This window comes from Rhizobium sp. SL42, from assembly GCF_021729845.1.
Taxonomy (GTDB): Bacteria; Pseudomonadota; Alphaproteobacteria; order Rhizobiales; family Rhizobiaceae; genus Allorhizobium.
Genome location: NZ_CP063398.1, coordinates 45,025 through 64,999, shown reverse-complemented (window position 1 = coordinate 64,999; position 19,975 = coordinate 45,025). Strand labels below are relative to the sequence as shown.

Annotated in this window: 18 protein-coding genes; 7 read left to right on the top strand and 11 right to left on the bottom strand. The window is 60.2% G+C overall.

Annotation, left to right across the window (positions count from 1 at the left end):
* Positions 1 to 21 precede the first annotated feature (21 nt).
* From IM739_RS19455 to IM739_RS19430, 6 genes are all read left to right on the top strand, one after another.
* Entirely contained in the window at positions 22 to 996 is a 975-nt protein-coding gene (locus tag IM739_RS19455) for a sugar-binding transcriptional regulator (protein WP_237371461.1), read from the top strand.
* Positions 993 to 1,991: an aldo/keto reductase gene (locus tag IM739_RS19450; RefSeq protein WP_237371460.1), complete on the top strand. Its 999-nt coding sequence runs from the start codon at positions 993 to 995 to the stop codon at positions 1,989 to 1,991. The genes IM739_RS19455 and IM739_RS19450 overlap by 4 nt, the downstream gene beginning before the upstream one ends.
* Before the next feature lie 60 nt (positions 1,992 to 2,051).
* Positions 2,052 to 3,830, top strand: coding sequence for a glycerol-3-phosphate dehydrogenase/oxidase (locus tag IM739_RS19445; RefSeq protein ID WP_237371459.1), 1,779 nt, complete (start codon positions 2,052 to 2,054; stop codon positions 3,828 to 3,830).
* Entirely contained in the window at positions 3,769 to 4,614 is an 846-nt protein-coding gene (locus tag IM739_RS19440) for a class I fructose-bisphosphate aldolase (protein WP_237371458.1), read from the top strand. Before IM739_RS19445 ends, IM739_RS19440 begins: the two co-directional genes overlap by 62 nt.
* Entirely contained in the window at positions 4,607 to 6,100 is a 1,494-nt protein-coding gene (locus IM739_RS19435; protein WP_237371457.1) for an FGGY-family carbohydrate kinase, read from the top strand. The genes IM739_RS19440 and IM739_RS19435 overlap by 8 nt, the downstream gene beginning before the upstream one ends.
* Before the next feature lie 63 nt (positions 6,101 to 6,163).
* Positions 6,164 to 7,783, top strand: coding sequence for a GMC family oxidoreductase (locus tag IM739_RS19430; protein WP_237371456.1), 1,620 nt, complete (start codon positions 6,164 to 6,166; stop codon positions 7,781 to 7,783).
* A gap of 164 nt (positions 7,784 to 7,947) precedes the next feature.
* On the opposite strand, the gene IM739_RS19425 is transcribed toward IM739_RS19430, so the two are convergent.
* From IM739_RS19425 to IM739_RS19380, 10 genes are all read right to left on the bottom strand, one after another.
* Entirely contained in the window at positions 7,948 to 8,718 is a 771-nt protein-coding gene (locus IM739_RS19425; protein ID WP_237371455.1) for an SDR family NAD(P)-dependent oxidoreductase, read from the bottom strand.
* Entirely contained in the window at positions 8,715 to 9,710 is a 996-nt protein-coding gene (locus IM739_RS19420; RefSeq protein WP_237371454.1) for an ABC transporter permease, read from the bottom strand. The genes IM739_RS19425 and IM739_RS19420 overlap by 4 nt, the downstream gene beginning before the upstream one ends.
* Before the next feature lie 61 nt (positions 9,711 to 9,771).
* Positions 9,772 to 10,812: a sugar ABC transporter substrate-binding protein gene (locus IM739_RS19415; protein WP_237371453.1), complete on the bottom strand. Its 1,041-nt coding sequence runs from the start codon at positions 10,810 to 10,812 to the stop codon at positions 9,772 to 9,774.
* 36 nt (positions 10,813 to 10,848) lie between these two features.
* Positions 10,849 to 11,616: an ATP-binding cassette domain-containing protein gene (locus tag IM739_RS19410; RefSeq protein ID WP_237371452.1), complete on the bottom strand. Its 768-nt coding sequence runs from the start codon at positions 11,614 to 11,616 to the stop codon at positions 10,849 to 10,851.
* Positions 11,613 to 12,752, bottom strand: coding sequence for an ROK family transcriptional regulator (locus IM739_RS19405; RefSeq protein WP_237371451.1), 1,140 nt, complete (start codon positions 12,750 to 12,752; stop codon positions 11,613 to 11,615). The genes IM739_RS19410 and IM739_RS19405 overlap by 4 nt, the downstream gene beginning before the upstream one ends.
* 373 nt (positions 12,753 to 13,125) lie before the next feature.
* A complete protein-coding gene (gene araD1, locus IM739_RS19400) occupies positions 13,126 to 14,118 on the bottom strand; it encodes an AraD1 family protein (RefSeq protein WP_237371450.1) in 993 nt (330 codons plus the stop codon).
* A gap of 73 nt (positions 14,119 to 14,191) precedes the next feature.
* Complete coding sequence (locus IM739_RS19395; protein ID WP_237371449.1) at positions 14,192 to 14,998, bottom strand: transporter substrate-binding domain-containing protein; 807 nt, start codon at positions 14,996 to 14,998, stop codon at positions 14,192 to 14,194.
* A 34-nt stretch (positions 14,999 to 15,032) separates the two neighbouring features.
* A complete protein-coding gene (locus tag IM739_RS19390) occupies positions 15,033 to 15,758 on the bottom strand; it encodes an amino acid ABC transporter ATP-binding protein (protein WP_237371448.1) in 726 nt (241 codons plus the stop codon).
* A gap of 15 nt (positions 15,759 to 15,773) precedes the next feature.
* Positions 15,774 to 16,418: an amino acid ABC transporter permease gene (locus tag IM739_RS19385; protein WP_237371447.1), complete on the bottom strand. Its 645-nt coding sequence runs from the start codon at positions 16,416 to 16,418 to the stop codon at positions 15,774 to 15,776.
* 10 nt (positions 16,419 to 16,428) lie between these two features.
* Positions 16,429 to 17,112: an amino acid ABC transporter permease gene (locus IM739_RS19380; protein WP_237371446.1), complete on the bottom strand. Its 684-nt coding sequence runs from the start codon at positions 17,110 to 17,112 to the stop codon at positions 16,429 to 16,431.
* A 110-nt stretch (positions 17,113 to 17,222) separates the two neighbouring features.
* On the opposite strand from IM739_RS19380, the gene IM739_RS19375 reads away from it, so the two are divergent.
* Positions 17,223 to 18,755 (top strand): UxaA family hydrolase, encoded by a 1,533-nt coding sequence (locus tag IM739_RS19375; protein WP_237371445.1) that lies wholly within the window; start codon positions 17,223 to 17,225, stop codon positions 18,753 to 18,755.
* A 16-nt stretch (positions 18,756 to 18,771) separates the two neighbouring features.
* Here IM739_RS19375 and IM739_RS19370 read toward each other — a convergent pair whose 3' ends face one another.
* Positions 18,772 to 19,767, bottom strand: coding sequence for a GntR family transcriptional regulator (locus IM739_RS19370; RefSeq protein WP_237371444.1), 996 nt, complete (start codon positions 19,765 to 19,767; stop codon positions 18,772 to 18,774).
* Positions 19,768 to 19,975: the final 208 nt, after the last annotated feature.

Below are 19,975 nucleotides of genomic sequence, written 5' to 3'. Positions count from 1 at the left end.
GGGAAACGAGAGATTTCGACTATGGCGGATATCAGGGAAGACTTCGACCAGCAGCGGCAGATGTATTCCGTGCTCGTGCTGCATTTCATCGAAGGGCTGAAGCAGTCGGAAATCGCCGAGCGGCTCAATCTCTCCCATTCCAAGGTCAACCGGCTGATTGCGACGGGCCGAAAGGCGGGCATGGTCAAGATTGCCATATCAAGCCCGTACCAACGGCTTGTCGACCTGGAGAGTGAACTGGTGAACGGCTTTGCGCTTCGGCATTCCGTTGTCACTCCGACGGTCTCGGACAATCCGGAGACAACGCTGCAAATGGTCGGTCGGGTGGCCGCAAACCATTTGCTCGAAACTCTTCGCGATGGCGACATCATCGCAATTACCGGCGGCAAGGCGGTGAGCGCCGTGGTCGAAAACCTGGAGGCCGAGCGCCGCTTCGATGTCCGGGTCGTGCCCGTGACCGGCGGTGTGCAGGGCAAGCACTATACCGACGTCAATCATCTCGCGACGCAACTGGCGGAAAAGCTTGGTGGCAGCGCATCACTGGTCCATGCGCCGCTGTTTGCCGAGGACGCCGAACAGCGCGACCTCCTGATGAACGTGGCATCGATCCGTGAGGTCTTTGATCTTGCAAGAAGCGCAACCGTTGCCCTGGTCGGTATCGGCTCGGTCGAGGCGCCTGGCTCGGGTTACTACGATCTGTTGCCGGATCCGGCCCGTGGCGGCAAGGCGCTGGTCGATGCCGGGATATCGGGAGAGTTCCTGGCGCACCTGATCAGCGCCGATGGATCATTGGCCGACATCGACCTGAACTCCCGGGTCGTGGCCCTTCCTCCGGGGCAGTTCGAAAATTGCCGCAACACCATCGGCGTGGCTGCGGGCGACTACAAAGCCGGCCCTGTCGCAGCAGCCCTTGCCGGGCGCTACCTCACGTCACTCGTTGTCGACGAAGCGGTCGCAAGACAAATCATTGGAGATATCAGGGATGGGAAACCATGACGAACAACGGGGTTAAGGTGAGGTCCATCGGGACCAGCGGCATTGAAGCCTCCGTGGTCGGGCTGGGAACCTGGGCCATCGGCGGCTGGATGTGGGGTGGCACCGACGAGCAGCAATCAATCGCCGCGATCCAGGCGTCCATCGATAACGGCATTTCGCTGATCGATACCGCGCCGGCTTACGGCATGGGCCTGTCGGAAACCATTGTCGGCAAGGCAATCAGGGGAAGACGCGATGAGGTGGTGCTGGCAACCAAATGCGGCCTCGTCTGGCATACGAACGAGGGCCGCTATTTCTTCGATCAGGATGAAAAGCCCGTGCACCGCTATCTGGGAGCAGGTTCAATCATCCACGAAGTCGAGCAGAGCCTGAAACGGCTCGGCACTGACTACATCGACCACTACATCACCCATTGGCAGGATCCGACCACTCCCATCGCTGACACGATGGAGACGCTGTTGCGTCTGAAGGAACAGGGCAAGATCCGCTCGATTGGCGCCAGCAACGTATCGCCCGAGGATTTGGCAGCCTATATCGCAAGCGGTGGGATCGATGCGATCCAGGAAGAGTATTCCATGGTTCGCCGGGATATCGAAAAGACGCTGCTACCGCTTGCAAAAGCCAACAACGTCTCGGTCCTGAGTTATTCTTCGCTGGCACTGGGCCTCCTATCGGGCAAGGTCGGCCCGGACCGCGTCTTCGCCGCCGATGACCAGCGCCAGGGCAATCCTCGCTTCAGCCAGGCGAACAGGCAGAAGGTGGCGCAGCTGGTGCTGGATATCGCGCCGATTGCCGAGGCGCATGATGTCTCCATCGCCCAGCTGGTGATCGCCTGGACGGTCCATCAGCCAGGCATCACCTTCTCTCTCTGTGGCGCTCGCGATGAAGCGCAGGCGCGCGAAAATGCCGCCGCGGCACGATTGACGCTGGCCGATGACGAGCTCGTCCTCATCGGCGAGGCGGTCAATCGACATCTCGTCGATCTCGACCGCTAGCTTAGACACACAGATTTTGAACCTTGGGACGCCGGCACCAAACCGGTGGATGGGATTGCTATGCCCGCATTTCGCAATGATGCCATCAGGCGCATCGGACAGGACGGTCACTTTGACGCCGTGGTTGTCGGGGGAGGGATCAACGGGATCGCCACCTATCGCGACCTCGCGCTTCAGGGGCTGCGCGTGCTTCTCGTGGAGCGCGGCGATTTTGCGTCAGGCTGCAGCGCTGCCCCGTCCCGCATGATCCATGGTGGCTTGCGTTATCTGGAAAATGGCGAGTTCGGCCTGGTGGCCGAATCCTTGCGCGAACGCGATGCCCTGCTCACCCTTGCGCCGCACATGGTCCATCCGCTGCCGACGACGATCCCGATCATGTCGGTCTTCAGCGGGCTGTTCAACGCCGCTGCCGCATTTGCGGGATCGAGCGGCAAGCCGACGCGGCGCGGTGCGCTGGCGATCAAGGTCGGCCTGGCGCTCTACGATTTCGTCACGCGCAAGAAGCGCCTGCTGCCACGGCACGAATTCAGGAGCCGCGAGGCGACCCTGGCGCAATGGCCGGCGCTGACCCCTGATTTGCGCTACTCCGCCACCTATTACGACGCCTGGATCCGCCAGCCGGAGCGGCTGGCTGTCGAGCTGATCACCGATACCGAGCGGGATGCGCCGCAGGCGATCGCGCTGAACTATGCCGAACTGGAACGCGGCGGGAATGGTTATCTGCTGCGGGTAGAAGGACTTGATGGTTGTCTCGAGGTGCGGCCAGGCATCATCGTCAATGCGACCGGGGCCTGGATCGATCGAACGGCCCACGCGCTTGGAATGACTGCGACGGCACAGCAGCCTGTCGTGTCGGGCACGAAGGGATCGCACCTCATTCTCGACAATCCGGCCCTACATAGTGCCCTGAACGGCCACATGATCTTCTTCGAAAATACCGACAACCGGGTCTGCATTCTGTTTCCCTATCTCGGCCGTGTCCTTGCGGGTTCCACCGATATCAAGGTTGAGAATCCCGCCAGGGTCCGGTGCGAGCCGGAGGAGCGCGACTACATCCTCGATGCCATCCGCTATGTATTTCCCGAGATCGCTATCGTGGCGTCTGACATCGTCTTCAGCTTCAGCGGAATTCGCCCGTTGCCGCGCAGCGATGCCGAATTCACAGGCCGTATCTCGCGCAGCCATTTCATTCACCGCATCGAGGGCGATCCGCCACAGTTGTGCATGGTGGGCGGAAAGTGGACAACCTTTCGCGCCTTTGCCGAGCAGGCGACTGACCAGGTATTGACCCATCTGGGGCGGCGGCGCGTCACTGGAACGCTGACGCGACCCGTTGGCGGAGGGCGCGATTTTCCCGGCTCCGTCGATCGGCTGGCCGAGATGCTCGAACGCAATTTCCCGATCGACAGCGTGCGAGCCAGCTATCTGGCCGAGACCTACGGCTCCCGCGCATTCGATATCATGGCTTTCTGCACCACCCGGACGGATGACCGCCCACTGACTGCAAGCCTGCCGGTCACCGAGGCTGAAATCGTGTGGCTGATCCGCAGTGAATCCGTTCGCCATCTTGCCGACATCGTCCTGCGGCGCACGGCCTTGGCGATCACCGGCCAGATCGACATCGCCATCATCGCTTCTTTGGCGAGGATCGCGGCGTCCGAACTGGGCTGGAGCGCCGACCAAGCAGCGTTCGAGCAAGACCAGTTGCTCACCGAACTGGACGTCTTCCATGGCGTCTCGAAAGACATTCTCGAAATCAGATGCAAGGAAGGTCCACATGACAAGAGTTTCACACAAAGCGCGCCTGAACCGTCTCTTTCGGAACGGCGGTTGCCTTGATGTCGCGGTCGATCACGGGGTTTGCAACGAGCCGAGCTTCCTGGTCGGGTTGGAAAACATGGAGACGGTCATGGACCGTCTTGTCGATGCCGGACCCGACGCGATCCAGTTGGCCTATGGACAGGCCGACCTCCTGCAGAATCGGCCGGGGCGCGACAAGCCGGCGCTGGTCATGCGCATAGACATGGGAAATCCCTATAACGCAACGCGTCACCGTGTGATGTGGTCACAGTTGCAGAACCGGGACGAACCGCTGATCGGCGCACTTGAAATGGATGCGGCCTGTGTTGTGGTCAACCTGTTCATGCTGCCGGACGAGCCCGACCTGTTTCGCCAATGCGTGGAAAATATCAGCCGGGTTCGCGCCGATTGCAACCGCTACGGCATGCCGCTGATGATCGAACCGCTTGTCATGCTGCCCAATGACGTCAGGGGCGGCTATCAGGTGGATGGCGATGCGGAGAAAATCGTCACGCTGGTGCGCCTTGCCTCGGAAATGGGTGCCGATATCATCAAGGCCGATCCCACCGCCGACCCGGAGGACTTCCACCGGGTCATCGAGGCGGCACGCTGCCCGGTTCTGGTACGCGGCGGCGGCAAGGAGGATCTGCGCACCGTCCTGGCAAAATCGGCGGCCTTGATCGCCCAGGGCGCAAACGGCATGGTCTATGGCCGCAATATCTATCAACATGACAATCCGAAGGCCGTGGTTTCGGCGCTGATGGCGATCATCCATCAGGGCGCCGGCGGCGAGGAAGCATGGGACATATACAATCGTGGCTGATGACATTTTTCTTCTGGGCCTCGACGCAGGCAATACCGTGATCAAGGCCGTGCTCTTTGATCGAAATGGTCGTCAGCTTGCTCATCACGCCATCGATGGCAAGTCGACCTATCCGGTTCCCGGTCATGTGGAGCGGGACCTTGGCGAACTCTGGCGCAACTGCTGCGGGGCCATCCATGAACTGCTGGCCCGATCCGGTGTGAGGCCGGGTTCGATCGCCGGCATCGGCTGTGCCGGCCATGGCAACGGGCTCTATCTATTGGACCGGGCGCATGAACCATTGCTCGGAATCCAGTCGCTCGATGGCCGTGCGGCTGTCGTTGCCCAGGAGATCGATGCGCAGACTGGAGCGGAACTGCAGCGCCGTTGCCTGCAACGCCCCTGGCCCGCCCAGACGCCTAGCCTGCTGGCATGGGTCAAGCGTCACGCGCCAGAGGTCTATGCGGCGACAGGAGCCGTGCTGTTCTCCAAGGACTATGTCAACTTTAGACTGACCGGACAGCTCGCCAGCGACATCTCCGATCTGAGTGGCGCCGGCCTGCTCAACATGCCGGGAGGCACGCTCGATCGGGAACTTCTGGGTCTCTATGGCCTGGAAGATGCATTGCCGTTGTTTGCCCGGCCGGTCGATTCCTGCGAGATCGTCGGACGTGTGACGGCAGAGGCCGCGGCGCTGACCGGGCTTGCGGAGGGCACGCCCGTGATCGGCGGCTTCTTCGATGTCGTCTCCAGTGCCATGGGGTCTGGCGTGGTGCGACCGGGTGAAGCGTCGATCATTGCCGGCACCTGGGGTATCAACCAGGTCTTTGCCTCCACGCCGGTGCAGAGCGCCGATGTGTTCATGGTGACGACCTTCGGAAAGGATCGCTTCGTCAACATCGAGTCCAGTGCCACCTCGGCCGCAAATCTGGAATGGTATGTCCATCGGTTGCTGAACAGCCACGGCGCCTCCGCATTCGAGCGCTGCAATTCAGCCGTTGCATCGGTATCGCCAGCAGGTGACGATCCGTTTTTCCACCCGTTCATCTTCGGATCCCGACTGGGCGCAGAGTTTCGCGGCGGCTTTTACGGACTGGCCGGCTGGCATGGCGAGGGACACATGCTGCGCGCCTTGTTCGAAGGCGTATGCTTCGAACACCGCCGCCATATCGATGTCCTGCGGTCGGCGGGTCTTGCTATTGACGCCGCCGTCATGTCGGGTGGCGGCGCGCGCAGCCCCTATTGGCCACAGATCATGGCGGATGTGCTCGAACTGCCGATTGGTGTCGCTGAGGCCCGCGAAACGGGCGCGCTCGGTGCGGCCATCGGGGCGGCTGTGGCAGTGGGTATGCATCCGGATTTCGAGACAGCAGTCTCCACCATGACCCGTATGGAGCGACGCCATGTGCCAGATCCCGATATGCACAATCATTATGAACGTCGCTACGCCCTCTATGGGAAATTGACGGATCGGATGCGCGACTTCTGGTCCGCTTTGAAAGCATGAGGCCGCTGCCCCGCCACTTCCTGATAGGTGGTCGGCTGCCGTGCAACGACGAAAGGATATGCGATGTCACAAGCAAATCGGCTTGAGGGCACCTACGACTACATTATTATCGGCGCCGGAACGGCGGGCTGTGTGCTGGCGGCGCGGTTGACGGAGGATCCTTCGGTCCGCGTGCTGCTTTTGGAGGCTGGCGGTTCCGACCTTTACCACTGGGTCCATATCCCGGTGGGTTATCTCTACTGCATCGGCAATCCGCGCACCGACTGGATGATGACGACGGTGGCGGAGCCCGGGCTCAACGGCCGTAGTCTTGCCTATCCTCGTGGCAAAGTGCTGGGTGGATGCTCATCCATAAACGGAATGATCTACATGCGCGGCCAGGCCAGTGACTACGATGGCTGGCGCGATCTCGGCAATGCCGGCTGGGGCTGGTCCGATGTCCTGCCGTACTTCCGCAAATCGGAAGACCATCACGGCGGCGCAAACGACCTGCATGGCAGCGGCGGCGAGTGGAAGGTCAGCCGCCAGCGCCTGCGCTGGGATATTCTGGAGGCGGTGCAGAAGGGTGCACAAGAGTTCGGTATTCAGCCTCGAGCCGATTTCAACGACGGCAACAACGAAGGGTCAGGCTTCTTCGAGGTCAACCAGCACAAGGGCATGCGTTGGAATGCAGCGCGTGGCTTTCTACGTGGCGCGCTGAAACGCGGCAATCTGCGGCTGATCAAAAATGCACTGGTGCAGCGGCTGACCATCAGCGGCAAACGTGTCAGCGGTGTGAGCTTCCGCACGGCGGGTGGCGAATTCACGGTCGAGGCCTCAGCCGAGGTGCTTCTCGCCGCCGGCGCCATCAATTCGCCGAAGCTGCTCGAACTGTCCGGCATCGGCAATCCCGACATACTGCGCAACCTTGGAATATCGGTGGCGCTGGACCGTCCAGGCGTCGGCGAAAACCTGCAGGATCACCTGCAGATCCGTACCGTCTACAAGGTAAGCAATACGCTGACCCTCAACCAGCTCTCCAACAGCTTGGTTGGCAAGTTGAAGATAGCCGGCGAATATGCGCTGCGCCGTTCGGGACCGATGTCTATGGCGCCAAGCCAGTTCGGCATGTTCACGCGCTCAGGTCCGAACGAAAACACTCCAGACATAGAATATCACGTGCAGCCCTTGTCGACCAATCGGCTGGGGGAGCCGTTACACGCATTTCCGGCCATTACCATGTCGGTATGCCAGCTGCGGCCGACAAGCCTGGGCTCATGCCACATCACCGTCGACGACACCACCGTTCAGCCGGAGATCCGTCCGAACTATCTTTCGACGGATCACGACCGCCGCGTGGCCGTCTTGGCGATAAGGCAAGCCCGCCGCATCATGACAGCGCAGGCGCTGCACACGTATCGGCCTGAGGAAATGCTGCCCGGTATCGAATACCAGGACGACGAGGCCCTGATCCGACGCGCCGGTGATATTGCAACGACGATCTTTCACCCCGTCGGCACATGCCGTATGGGCGTGGATTCAGCCGCGGTCGTTGATCCCGCGCTTCGGCTCTCTGGTCTTGACGGACTTCGGATCGTTGATGCCTCGATCATGCCACGCATCGTCTCCGGCAATACAGCATCACCCGTTGTGATGATCGCGGAAAAGGCCGCCGACCTTATTCGGCGCGGCCGAAAGGCCTGACGTAAAATCAGTATTCACGCATACAAAAGGCCGATTTCAAAGTCCTGATGCCGATGATGGTGCAGAATGATCGAGGGGAAATCCCCTTGGCAAGTTCCGTCAAACGTTCAGGCAAGCCGTGCCAGCGTTTTTAAACCGGGCCAGCGCTTTCCGGTGCGACTTCCTCAAGGAGGCAACAATCTGAAATCGGCCCCTTCCGGCAGAAGCTGTCCGCCATCGACGATGATCGTCGTGCCGGTCACATAGCTCGCATCGTCGGACGCGAGGAACAGAAAGGCATTGGCGACGTCGCGCGGTGAGCCGAGGCGAGCCAGCGGGATCGCGTCTTCCATGTTCTTGATGAAGGCGGCGCTGCGATGCAGCTGGATTGCCTCGGTCAGGATGTTTCCCGGCTCGACGCCGTTGACGTTGATACCATACGACGAGAATTCGAGCGCTGCCGAACGGATGAAGCCGTTGATGCCGGCTTTGCTGGCAGCGTAGTGGCCATGGCCGGGACTCGTGACATGCGGCCCGGTAATGGAGGAGGTGAACAGGATGCGCCCCGAGCCCTGTTCTTTCATCGGCGTCAGGGCGGCGCGGGCGGCATTGAAACAACCACGCAGGTTGACCGCCATCACGCGGTCCCAGTCTTCCGACGCAGTGTTTTCGATCAGCTGCCAGGGATAGATCCCGGCATTCTGCACGATGATGTCGAGCCGGCCGTAGCGTTCAAGTGTGAATGACACCGCCGCAACGGCATCATCCATATTCGAGATATCCGCGTGGACGAAATCGATGCCGAGGTCATCGGCTGCCGCCTTGCCCTCTTCAGCCTCGAAATCGGCGAGCACGAGTTTTGCGCCTTCTTCCTGGAACCGGACGGCAATCGCCTTGCCGATACCGCGGGACGCACCGATGATCAGCGCCACCTTGTCTTTCAATCTGTCTGTCATGCGAGCCTCTGGCGGAGCCTTTGTTTGAACGTATCGAGAAGCACGGCAGCAAGCACCAGGAAGCCATGGATGACCTGGGTGTAATTGGCCGGCAGCCCCATGAGGTTGATGGCTGTGTTGATGGATGAAAGTAGAAGCACGCCGGCATAGACGCCGGGAAGCGCCCCGACTCCGCCCTTGAGGCTGACGCCACCGATGACCACTGCGGCGAAGGCGTTGAACAGCAGGCCGATGCCGAGATTGGCCGTGGCGCCGGAGGTTCGAACAGCCAGCAGCCAGCCGGCGAGACCGGCAATGGCGCCGGCCATCACGAAGGCAATGATCAGGTTACGGGTGACGCGAATGCCGGCGCGGTAGGCGGCGGTCTCATTGCCGCCAATCATCACGAGGTGTCGACCGAATGGCGTCTTGGACATCATCACCGAGAAGATCAGGAAGCAGGCGATAGCGATCCAAGCTGACAACGGGATGCCGAGAAAGCGCTCGATCGCGAACCAGCGAATTGCCGGTGCGAGATCCTGAGCGGACCGCCCGCCGGAAACAGCCAGAACGAGCCCGCGCACCCAGATGAAGGAGGCGAGTGTGATGATGAAGGCGCTCATCTTCAGCTTGACGACGAGGAAGCCATTGAAGAGGCCTATCAGCGCGCCGATGGCGCAAGCGACCAGCAGCGAAGCCGGGATCATAAGCCATTCCGGCGAAAGCGTGATGCCGAGCCCGATCCCGGCCGAGCAGAACAGGATGCCGACCGCCATGGCCGAGAGGGCGGCGACGGATTCGACGGAGAGGTCCATATGCCCGGCGATGATCACCAGGGCGAGACCAATCGACATGACGCCGAGAACACTCGACGCTTCGATGATGTTGGTGAAGATGCCGATCTGGAAATAGTTCGGGATCAGTGCCGAAAACAGCGCAAGCACGACAATGAGCATGAACCAGACGAGATTATCGAGGACGAATTCGAGAGTTTTGCGCGTACGAGGCGTCATGCGGCAAATCCGGATTTGAGGAGAAGTGTCCGGGGTCTTGCGACCCCGGATGATGGGCCGTTCACTCGACGGACTTTATTGCGACCGTCGGCGACTTCATGTTGCCCCAGAAGGCCGGGTCGTCGACATTCTCCTTGGTGATCGCAGCGCCGGGGATCTTGATGTTCGGCCCCCAGGCTTCGATCGTCACCACGCCCTTGAGGCCCAGCACGTCGTAGTCGCCAGCCTTGATTTCCTGTTTTCCGGCAATCTTGTCCATGAACATGGCAACGGCGGCCGCCTGTGCATACAGCGGCTGTTCGACTTCGGTATTGAGCCATCCCTTGCGGATCAGGTCCAGGCCGACAGGCGCGCCGTTCGAACTCATCATCATCACGTCGCCCGGCTTCTTGCCTGCGGCCTCGAGCGAGGCGACAGCTGCGACCGAAAGATGTGCGGCATGCAGGAAGATCAGGTCGATATCGGGGTTGGCGAGCATCTGGTCGGAAACGATCGTTCCGGCATTGCTGGCTTCCCATTGCATGGCCGGCACCGAAATGATGGTGACTTCGGGGAAGGCTTTCATCTTTTCCTCGAAACCCTTCTGGATGTCGAGTGTGTAGGGGTCGCCCGGGTCGCCGAGAACCTGCAGGATCTTGCCTTTCACGTCGCTATGCTTGGCCTTGAGCATGGCCTGCGCCTGGTCGGCTGCGACATGGCCGATCTCGATCGTGCCGGCAACGGATGTGAAGTCCGACTTGGTCGAGGTGATCTGTCGGTCGAATTCGACAACCGGGATGCCCGCGGCCCGCGCCGCATCGATGGACGGTTTCAGCGCATTGAAGTCGACAGCTGCCAGAATGATGGCCGCGGGTTTCAGCGCGATGACGTCGTTCATCTGCGATTGCTGGGCGTCGGTCTTGTTGTCGGCATTGAGCGTCTTCATCTCGTAGCCGGTCTGCTTCAGGAACATCTCCAAGGCGCTGACCGAGCCCGTCTGGAATTCGTCGAGCAAAGTTGGCACGAGATAGTAGACGACGCCCTTGGACTGGGCAGCCGCCGTCGTGAGCATGGAAAGGCCGAGCACCAGAACGCTCAGCAGGGTTAGCATTATTCGCTTCATGATCGTTCTCTCCAGTTTAAGCCGGACCCCTTTTCATTATTTACTCACCGGTCCGGCTCCGGCGAGGGTTTGCCCTGTGATCATCTCGATCACTGCATCCGGGCTTGTCTTGGCTCTATCCACATCTCCGGCGACGACGCCGTGGCGGATGACGACAATGCGATCTGCGACCTGAAAGGCCTGCTGCATGATGTGGGTAATGATGACGACGCCGATACCCTGGCTGGCGACATGACGGATCATGTCCAGTCCGCGCCGCGTCTGTTCTACCCCGAGGGCGGCGAACGGCTCGTCAAGCAAAAGCAGCTTTCCACCCCAGTGTGCAAACCGATTGAGCTCGATGGCCTGGCGCTGGCCACCGGACAGATGCTCGACTTTGGTCCGCATCGAGGGAATGCGCGTGCCGGCGCTCGTCAGCGCCTTCGTGGTGATGTCTTCCATCGCGCGTTCGTCGAGGAAGGGAATGCCGGCAATCTTGCGGGTGATCTCGCGGCCCATGAAGAAGTTTCCGACCACATCGACATTGGTGCACAGGGAAAGGTCCTGGTAGACGGTTTCGATGCCGGTCGCCTTGGCTTCGGCAGGTGTCTTTGCCTCATAGGGTTCGCCCTCGAAGAGCATGTGTCCCGACGTTGGCTGCAAGCCGCCCGAGATGATTTTCACCAGCGTCGATTTTCCGGCGCCGTTGTCGCCAAGCAGGGCAACAACCTCGCCTTTGCCGATCGAAAAGCTGATGCCCTTGAGGGCTTCGATGGCGCCGAAATTCTTGCGAATATCATCCAGGACGAGCAGCTTCTCGGTCATTCGACTATCTCTTTCTCTGAAGTTTCAAACATCTGGCCGAAGCGAGGCGACAGGACCCCGAAGACAGCGAGCGCAGCCGCGCCGCGAAGCGCCGAATGCATGCAGTCGCTGGCCACGATGACGCGCGGGTGGGTGCGGTTGGATCGGGCTGAAATCGAATTGCTCAAACCGTCGGCAAGCGTAGCCAGATGCTCGATCAGCGGCTGCGGCGCCAAGCCACCCAGCACGATCGTCTCGGGATCGAAAAGGTTTTCGATCGTGCGGATGGCATTGCGGAAGAATGGCGCAACCTCGTCCACCCATTCCGCAACGGGCAATCCGCGACGCTCGAAGGCATCAAGGGAAAGATACCGCTCCAGGCAGCCCCGATTTCCACAAGGGCACGGCTCGCCGTCAGGGACGGCGGGGATATGGCCGATTTCGCCGGCGTTGCCCCACGCTCCTCGCATGACCGATCCGTCATGCATCATGGCGCCGCCCAGGCCGACGCTGAAGAACAGATAGTAATAGTCGGAGACCTGCTGGCCCAACCCGTACAACTGCTCGCCCAGTGCGGCGGCGGCCATGTCGTTCTCGATGAAGGCAGGCAGGCCGGTCGCATCCGCCAGATGCTGTCTTATGTCGACGTTCTTCCAGCCGCTCATCGTGGTCGAGCCAACGAAACTCATGGATTCCACGTCGAACGGACCGGGTAGTGCAAGCCCTGCACCGAGAAGACGACCACAACGCGGACTGGCCTTCAGTTGCACGACCATGTCGGCGATCAAGGAGAAAGCTTCGTCGGGTGCCGCATTGATGATTTTGCGGCGAACGCTGTCCACCACCTCGCCGCGAAGATTGACCAGCGCCGCCTCGATGCTGAGCGGTGTGACGTGAATGCCTAAGGCATGCCCACCCTCCGGATTGATGGTCAAGGTCGAGGGAGGAATCCCACGACCCTTGGGGGGCTTTTGAACCGAAAGGATCAGGCCCTGTTCCTCGAGTTCCCGGACAATCGTCGAGACGGTCTGAACGGTGAGGCCGACGCTTTGTGCGATGTCACCACGCGTCGTAGGGCCGCGGAGACGGATCGATTCCAGTACGATCCGGCGGTTGTACGGTCTTCCCGTTTCCTGATTGGTTCCCCGCAATGCCATGTCGAAGATCTCCGAATGACGAAAGAGTGACAGCGGGAAATGATTTAGTCAAATGGTTTTCAAAAAAGAAAATGGCGACGCAATGTGGGCGACTGCGTCCGCTTCGATAAAGTGGGCGGTGAGGAGTGCTGCTGACCTCGGCTGGGTTGCCCCGGGGCAGCGATGAGGGTGTATGCGACGGCCTGTTGCGGAAGAGAAGCGCAGCAGAGGACCGCATGTCATCGCCTTGATCCTGCGGTTTCAGCGATGAATCGCGGCCCACGGTCTGCGGAGCCGGGGTAAATCAAGGCCGCGATCAGGCTGTTCCTGTGTGTCCAGTCAGGGTGACTTCAGCCCCCTGCGGGACGAGGCGGGAGTGCAGCAGTCAGAGAGCTCAAAGCTGCCCGACAACGATCTCTTCCGGGGCTGCGACTGCCAGCGTATTGCGCAGCGGCAGACCGAAATCGGCTGCTTCGATTTCGAATACATCGCCCTCCTGAGTCTTGATGCCGTCGCCGAAGGACAGAGTGGCCGTTCCGAACATGTGCACATGCACATCGCCCGGCCTACGAAAAATGCCGTATTTGAAATGGTGATGTTCGAGGTTGGCGAAACTATGCGACATGTTTGCCTCGCCGGACAGGAACGGTTTTTCCCAAAGCACCGCACCATCGCGAATGATCCGCGACATGCCACGGATATCGACCGGCGGAGCGCCGATCCGGATCTCGGGGCCAAAGCTCGCAGGCCGCAGCTTGGAATGAGCGAGGAAAAGATAGTTGATCCGCTCGGTCACATGGTCGGAGAATTCGTTTGACACGGCAAAGCCGACGCGGAACGGCTGGCCGCTATCCGATATTACGTATATGCCGGCAATTTCCGGCTCCTCGCCACCATCCAGGGCGAAGGAGGGAGACACCAGTGCGCCGCCTGGTGCTGACGCCTGTGTGCCGTTTCCCTTGTAGAACCACTCCGGCTGCACACCGGTTTCGCCGGTTTTCGGCTTGCCGCCCTCAAGGCCCATCTTGAACATCTTCATGGTATCCGTGGCGCCTTCTTCGACCTTGGAGACGGCGGCATGCATGGCGTCGCGGGTCGATGCAGAGCCGAGATGGGTCAGGCCCGTTCCGGTCAGGTGCAGATGCGCCGGATCGTCATGCGTGATAGGCGGCAGGAAGCGCCGCTCCGCATAAACCCTCTCCAGATCTACGGTCTCGCCGAACCCCTTGGCTTCGATCAGTGAGGCAAGGTTGCGACCGGTATTGGCGGCTTCAAGCGCCAGAGCATGCACGCTCGTCGCGCCGTTGACGATACGCCCGGCTTCGCCCGGTTCTCGCGCCACAACCGCTGTGGCACCTGCAGCGGTCTTGATCTGGGAAATCAGCATGTCACTGTCCTTTGATGCATGAAAGCGAATGCCTGCCCGAACGCATAAGTTCGGGCAGGTTCGTCTTCCTGGATTACTTCTTTGCCTGATATTCTGCCGGCAACGGAATGCCGAAATGCTTCTCGTAGATCGCGTTCAGATTGCCACTCGCAATGTTCGTCGAGACCCATTGGTCGAGCCAGGCTTTCAGCTCCGTCTCTCCCTGGCGCAAACCGATGGCATAAGGCGCCGTCGTCATGACGAACTTGATTTCGACATTGCGCGACGGGTTGGCGATGTTGACCTGCTTGATCACGGACGCTGCCGCAGCGATGTAATCCTGCTGCCCGGTGGAAATGGCGGTGTTGGTCGTCGCATCGTCTTCGTAGCGAACGATCTCGACGCCACTGGAGGCGTCAGCGCCTTTGGTCAGCGCCGCATCGCTGGTCGTGCCGCGGGTCACGGCAACGGTCTTGCCGGAAAGGGCTGCGAAATCGGCGATGGCTTCACCGGCCGGGCCACCCACGACCGTCGGCACAACGCCATACGGTGTCGAGTAATCGATGACCTTCTTGCGCTCGTCGGTGATCGAGAAGGAGGCCATGACGATGTCGGCCTTGCTGGTCAGAAGGAAGGGAACGCGGTTCGGTCCCGTCACCGGGACGATTTCCAGCTCCACACCCAGATCCTTGGCAAGGGCCTGTGCTGCTTCGACGTCCGAACCGGATGGTTGCGCGTTGCCGTCGAGCATGCCGTAAGGTGGTGCTCCCAGATCGATGGCGATCAGGATGCGGCCGCGTGCCTTGATGTCGGCAAGCGTATCGGCCATGGCCGACTGCGCCAGCGTGAAGACGGTTGCAGCCGCCAGCGTCAGTTTGATCAGTCCCTTCAAAGTCACCATCGTTACCTCCCTGTGGTGAGAAAAATCGTTGCCGTCAAAGGCCATTGCCGATGAATTGCCTGAGTTCCGCCGTCTGCGGATTGTCGAGCATCGAGCCGTCGCCGGTTTCCCAGACAACGCCCTGATGCATGAAGATGATCGTGTCGGCGACGCGCTTGGCGAAGGCCATTTCATGGGTCACAAGGACCATGGTCATGCCACCCTCGGCCAGTGCCTCGATCGTTTTCAGCACTTCCCCGGTCAGTTCGGGATCGAGTGCCGAGGTCACCTCGTCGAACAGCATCAGTTGGGGTTCCATGGCGAGCGAGCGGGCGATCGCCACGCGCTGTTGCTGGCCGCCTGATAGCTGCTCGGGGTAAGACTGCGCCTTCTCCGACAGGCCGACCTGCACCAGCACCCTTTCGGCAATGGACTTTGCCGCGGGTTTCGAAAGCTTCTTGGCTAGGCGCGGCGCAAGCGTGATGTTCTCCTCGACCGTGAGGTGAGGGAACAGGTTGTAGCTCTGGAAGACGATGCCGACTTCCATGCGCAAATCGCGCAGGTCAGGATCTGCGCCAAGGCTGCGACCGCAAACGTCGAGCGTGCCGGACTTTATTTTCTCCAGACCGTTGATGCAGCGGAGTGCTGTACTCTTGCCCGAGCCGCTGCGTCCGATCAGGGCGACAACATGCCCCTTCGGGACATCGAACGAGACACCCTTGAGGACCTCGACCTGTCCATAGGCTTTGTGGACATCCTTGAACGCTACCAGAGACGACATGGCCATTTTCCTAAATCAGCTGCGATTGAGTTTGCGTTCGAGCGTCTTGCTGAACCTGGAGAGTGGAAAACAGATCGCGAAGTACAAGACGGCTGCGATCGTAAAGACGGTGAACGGCTTGAACGTCGTGTTGTTGATGAGACGGGCCGAATAGGTCAGGTCCGCAAAGCCGATCACGACCGCGTAGGACGTGTTCTTGATGATCTGGACGAGAAATCCGATTGTCGGCGGAATGGAGATGCGCACGGCCTGCGGCAGGATCACATGCGTGAGGCGTTGCAGGTTGGTCAGAGCCAGACACTCCGCCGCTTCCCATTGCGCTTTTGGCACGGATTCGATCGAGCCGCGCCAGATTTCGGCAAGAAAGGCGCTGGAATAGGCCGTCATTGCGATCCCCGCGGCCACCAGTGCCGGCAGATTGAACCCGGCAATCGAGATGCCGAAATAGGCAAGGAACATGATGATCGGCAGGGGAATTCCCTGGATCAGGCTGATATAGGCCGCCACGGCGATGCGAAGCGGGCCATTCGAAGATGTGCGGGCGATGGCGGCCGGAAGGCCGATGATCGTTCCCCCGACAAACCCCAGAAGAGACAGAACCAGCGTCCAGCCGGCGCCCTGGAGTATGAAGAGGATTTGCGGATATGTGATGCCACCCATGATCATTTCCTCACAGGTTCGTGCCGAGGCGGCGTTTGCGGGTGAATGCCAGTTTGCCGGCCAGCATCATGATGGCGCGCATCAGCCAGGACAAAAGCAGGTAGATGACGGCCACTACGATGTAGATTTCGAAGCCGCGGAAGGTGGTCGACTGGATGCCGTAGGCGGCGCCCGTCAGTTCCTCGACAGAGATCTGCGACATGATCGACGTCGCCAGCATCATCAGGATGAACTGGCTGACCAGCGCGGGATAGACGCGTTCGACGGCTTGTGGCAGCTCGACATAAAAGATCACCTGCCAGGTCTTCAAGCCAAGACAGTTGGCGGCCTCGCGCTGGCCGTTTGGAATGGACTCCAGTCCTGCACGCAGGATTTCGGCCGTATAGGCGCCGACATTGATCACCAGCGTGATGACCGCCGCATAAAAGGCTGGAATACGGAAGCCGAGCGCCGCCATGCCGAAGAACAGCCAGAAGGCCTGAATGACGAGCGGCGTGTTGCGGATGACGTCGACATAAAACCCGACAAGGCGCTGCGACAGCGGCGTGCCATGAATGCGGGCGACGGCGCAAACGCCACCCAAGACGAAGCCGAACAGGATACTGAATGCCGAGAGCCACAGCGTGCGCAACGCGCCATCGACGAGCTGCGGCCAGTAGTCGGCCAGAAAGCTGAAATCAAACTGGTAGCCCAAGACATCCTCCCGTCAAGTTCGTTTCCCGATTTCACTTGACGGCAGTGACCTAACATGATTGTTTATTGCCTGCAATAGTCATTATTTGAATTCATTCTTGGAAAGCGTCCATGTCCCTTTCAAACTCGCCGGTGATCCTTCTCAACGCCATCGATGACGTCGCCGTGGCACGCGCCATGGTGAAAGCGGGGGCTGCGACCGGCATTGACGACCTCGTCGCTGCCGACCAGATTCCACGCGGCCACAAGGTCGCGGTGCGCGATATCGCGGCGGGCCAGGAAATTCGCAAATTCGGCCAGTCGATCGGAATCGCAACGCAGTTCATCCCGGCTGGCGGCCACGTGCACCTTCACAACCTCGCCGTCATTGAGTCCGAACATCAGCATCAGTTCAGTGTCGATATCGAGGAAAAGGGCATGCTGCCCGAGGCCGAGCGCCGCACCTTTATGGGCTTTGATCGCGGCGCCGGGGGCATCGGAACACGCAACTTCATCGGCATCATCACCACGGTGAACTGTTCGGCCACGGTGTCAAAGGCGATTGCCGAGCATTTCAACCGGACCGGCGGGCTCGAAGGTTTCGACAATGTCGATGGCGTGGTTGCACTGACCCATGGTGGGGGCTGCGCCATCAACACCAAGGCCGAAGGCTATCTGATGCTGATCCGCACGCTGCAAGGCTATGCGCGGCATCCCAATTTCGGCGGCATCCTGATGATCGGGCTCGGTTGCGAGACCAACCAGATCGGCCCGATTCTCGAGCATTTCAAGCTTGAGGAAGGCAAGCGCCTGCGCACCATGACGATCCAGCATCTCGGTGGAACACGCAAGACGATCGCGGCGGCGAGCGACATCATCCGCGATATGCTGCCGGAGGTAAACGCGGCGAGACGCACGCCGCAACCGCTTTCCGGCCTGAAGGTTGCACTGGAATGCGGCGGGTCCGATGGCTATTCCGGCATTTCCGCCAACCCGGCGCTCGGTTATGCATCAGACCTGATCGTGCGCAACGGCGGCACGTCGGTTCTCGCTGAAACGCCGGAAATCTATGGTGCCGAGCACCTGCTGACTCGCCGTGCGGCCACCCCGGCGGTCGCCGAAAAACTGCTGTCGCGGATCGACTGGTGGCGTGATTATACGCAGCGCAACGGTGCCGAACTCAACAACAATCCCTCGCACGGCAACAAGCTCGGCGGTCTGACGACCATCCTCGAAAAGTCGCTCGGCGCCGTTGCCAAGGGTGGCACCATGCCGTTGAAGGCCGTCTACGAATATGCCGAAATCGTCACCGAACCCGGCTTCGTCTTCATGGACACGCCCGGCTACGATCCTGTCGCGGTGACCGGCCAGGTGGCCGGCGGCTGCAATGTCATTTGCTTCACCACCGGTCGAGGCTCAGTCTCCGGTTTCAAGCCGGCTCCTTGCATCAAGATTGCCACGAACACTGAAATGTACGAGCATATGCAAGAGGATATGGATATCAACTGCGGCGGCATCGTTACCGGCGAGGATACGATCGAGGCTGCGGGGACACGGATTTTCGAAGACATCATCGCCGTCGCATCGGGCAAGAAGACGCTGAGCGAGATCTATGATTACGGTGACAACGAATTCGTGCCGTGGCAGGTCGGAGCCGTAACCTGAGCCGGACTGTTCTGAATCAGACGATGAAGCTGTAGTCGTCCGGCTTGTAGGTTCGGCGCACGGTCGCTGCGCGCTCCACCACCTTGGGCTGGGAGCCATGAATATGGCTGCGCATCGCCAGCATCAGGCCTTCCTTGTCGCGCCTGCGCATCATTCGGAAAACGGAGACATGCTCGGCGAGAAACGGTTCATATTCCGGCATCTCCAACTGGATGCCGAGAACGTGCTTGCTGAGCGTCAGGATGCAGTGTGTGCGTTGCAGAATGCTCAGCAGTTCCTTGTTCGGGCAGGGCTGTATGCTGCGCAAATGCAGGTCCAGTTCCAGATCGTACATCGTTGCGGCCGATACGTCGGGATAGGTATCGAGCGCCAGGGCCAGCCGTGACAGCATCTTGTCGATATGCTCGTCCGAGATCGCATCCATCGCATGGACCAGGGCGAGAGGCTCAACATGTTCGCGAACCTCGTAGAGATCCCGGATGCGCTGGTCATCCAGCGGCACGATCGACCAGCGGAAGCTGTCATCCTTTTGCGTGATGCCCAGCGTTTCCAGCTTGAGAAGTACATCCCGCGCAACCGTCCGTCCAACGCCGAAATGGCGGGCCAGTTCGATCTCGTTGATCCGGAAGCGTCCAAAGAACGAGCGGTAGACGACGATTCGCTCGACATCCTCGTAAAGCGACTGCCAGGCAAATATCGGTCGGTCCTGGGTCTGCGTCAGATGTCCGAAGCTCTCGGCCAGGTCAATGCGCTTTGCCGCCGTTCCGGACGGGCCGACGACAAAACCGCGTCCCTCGAAGCGGCTGATAAGGCCGTCTTCCGCCAACAGTTGAAGGGCCTGTCGCACGGGCGCCCGGCTTCTGCCGAGAAGCTCGGCCAGCGGCCCTTCCAGCAGCACCGTACCCCTTAGAGCCTTTCCACTGGCTATATCGTTCTTCAGTTGAAGGTAGAGCTCTTCATAAAGGCTGCGCTTGCGCAGGGAGGGGCCGGGGTCAACGGTTGAAACGGTCATTCCGGCACAATTCCTTCATCCACCATTCTCTTGGAAGCCGTCCTCAGGACAATTCCGCGGCAGTCGGCGAGCGGCTATAAATGACTTTTGTGGGCATTATATATTTTTCTCGGCAATGGGCAAGTATAGCGAGGCACACCTGACCATACCGGCAGTCTTATATATCCTTCTTGATATCGGCGGTCTTCACGCGCTTGGCAAGCGGCGT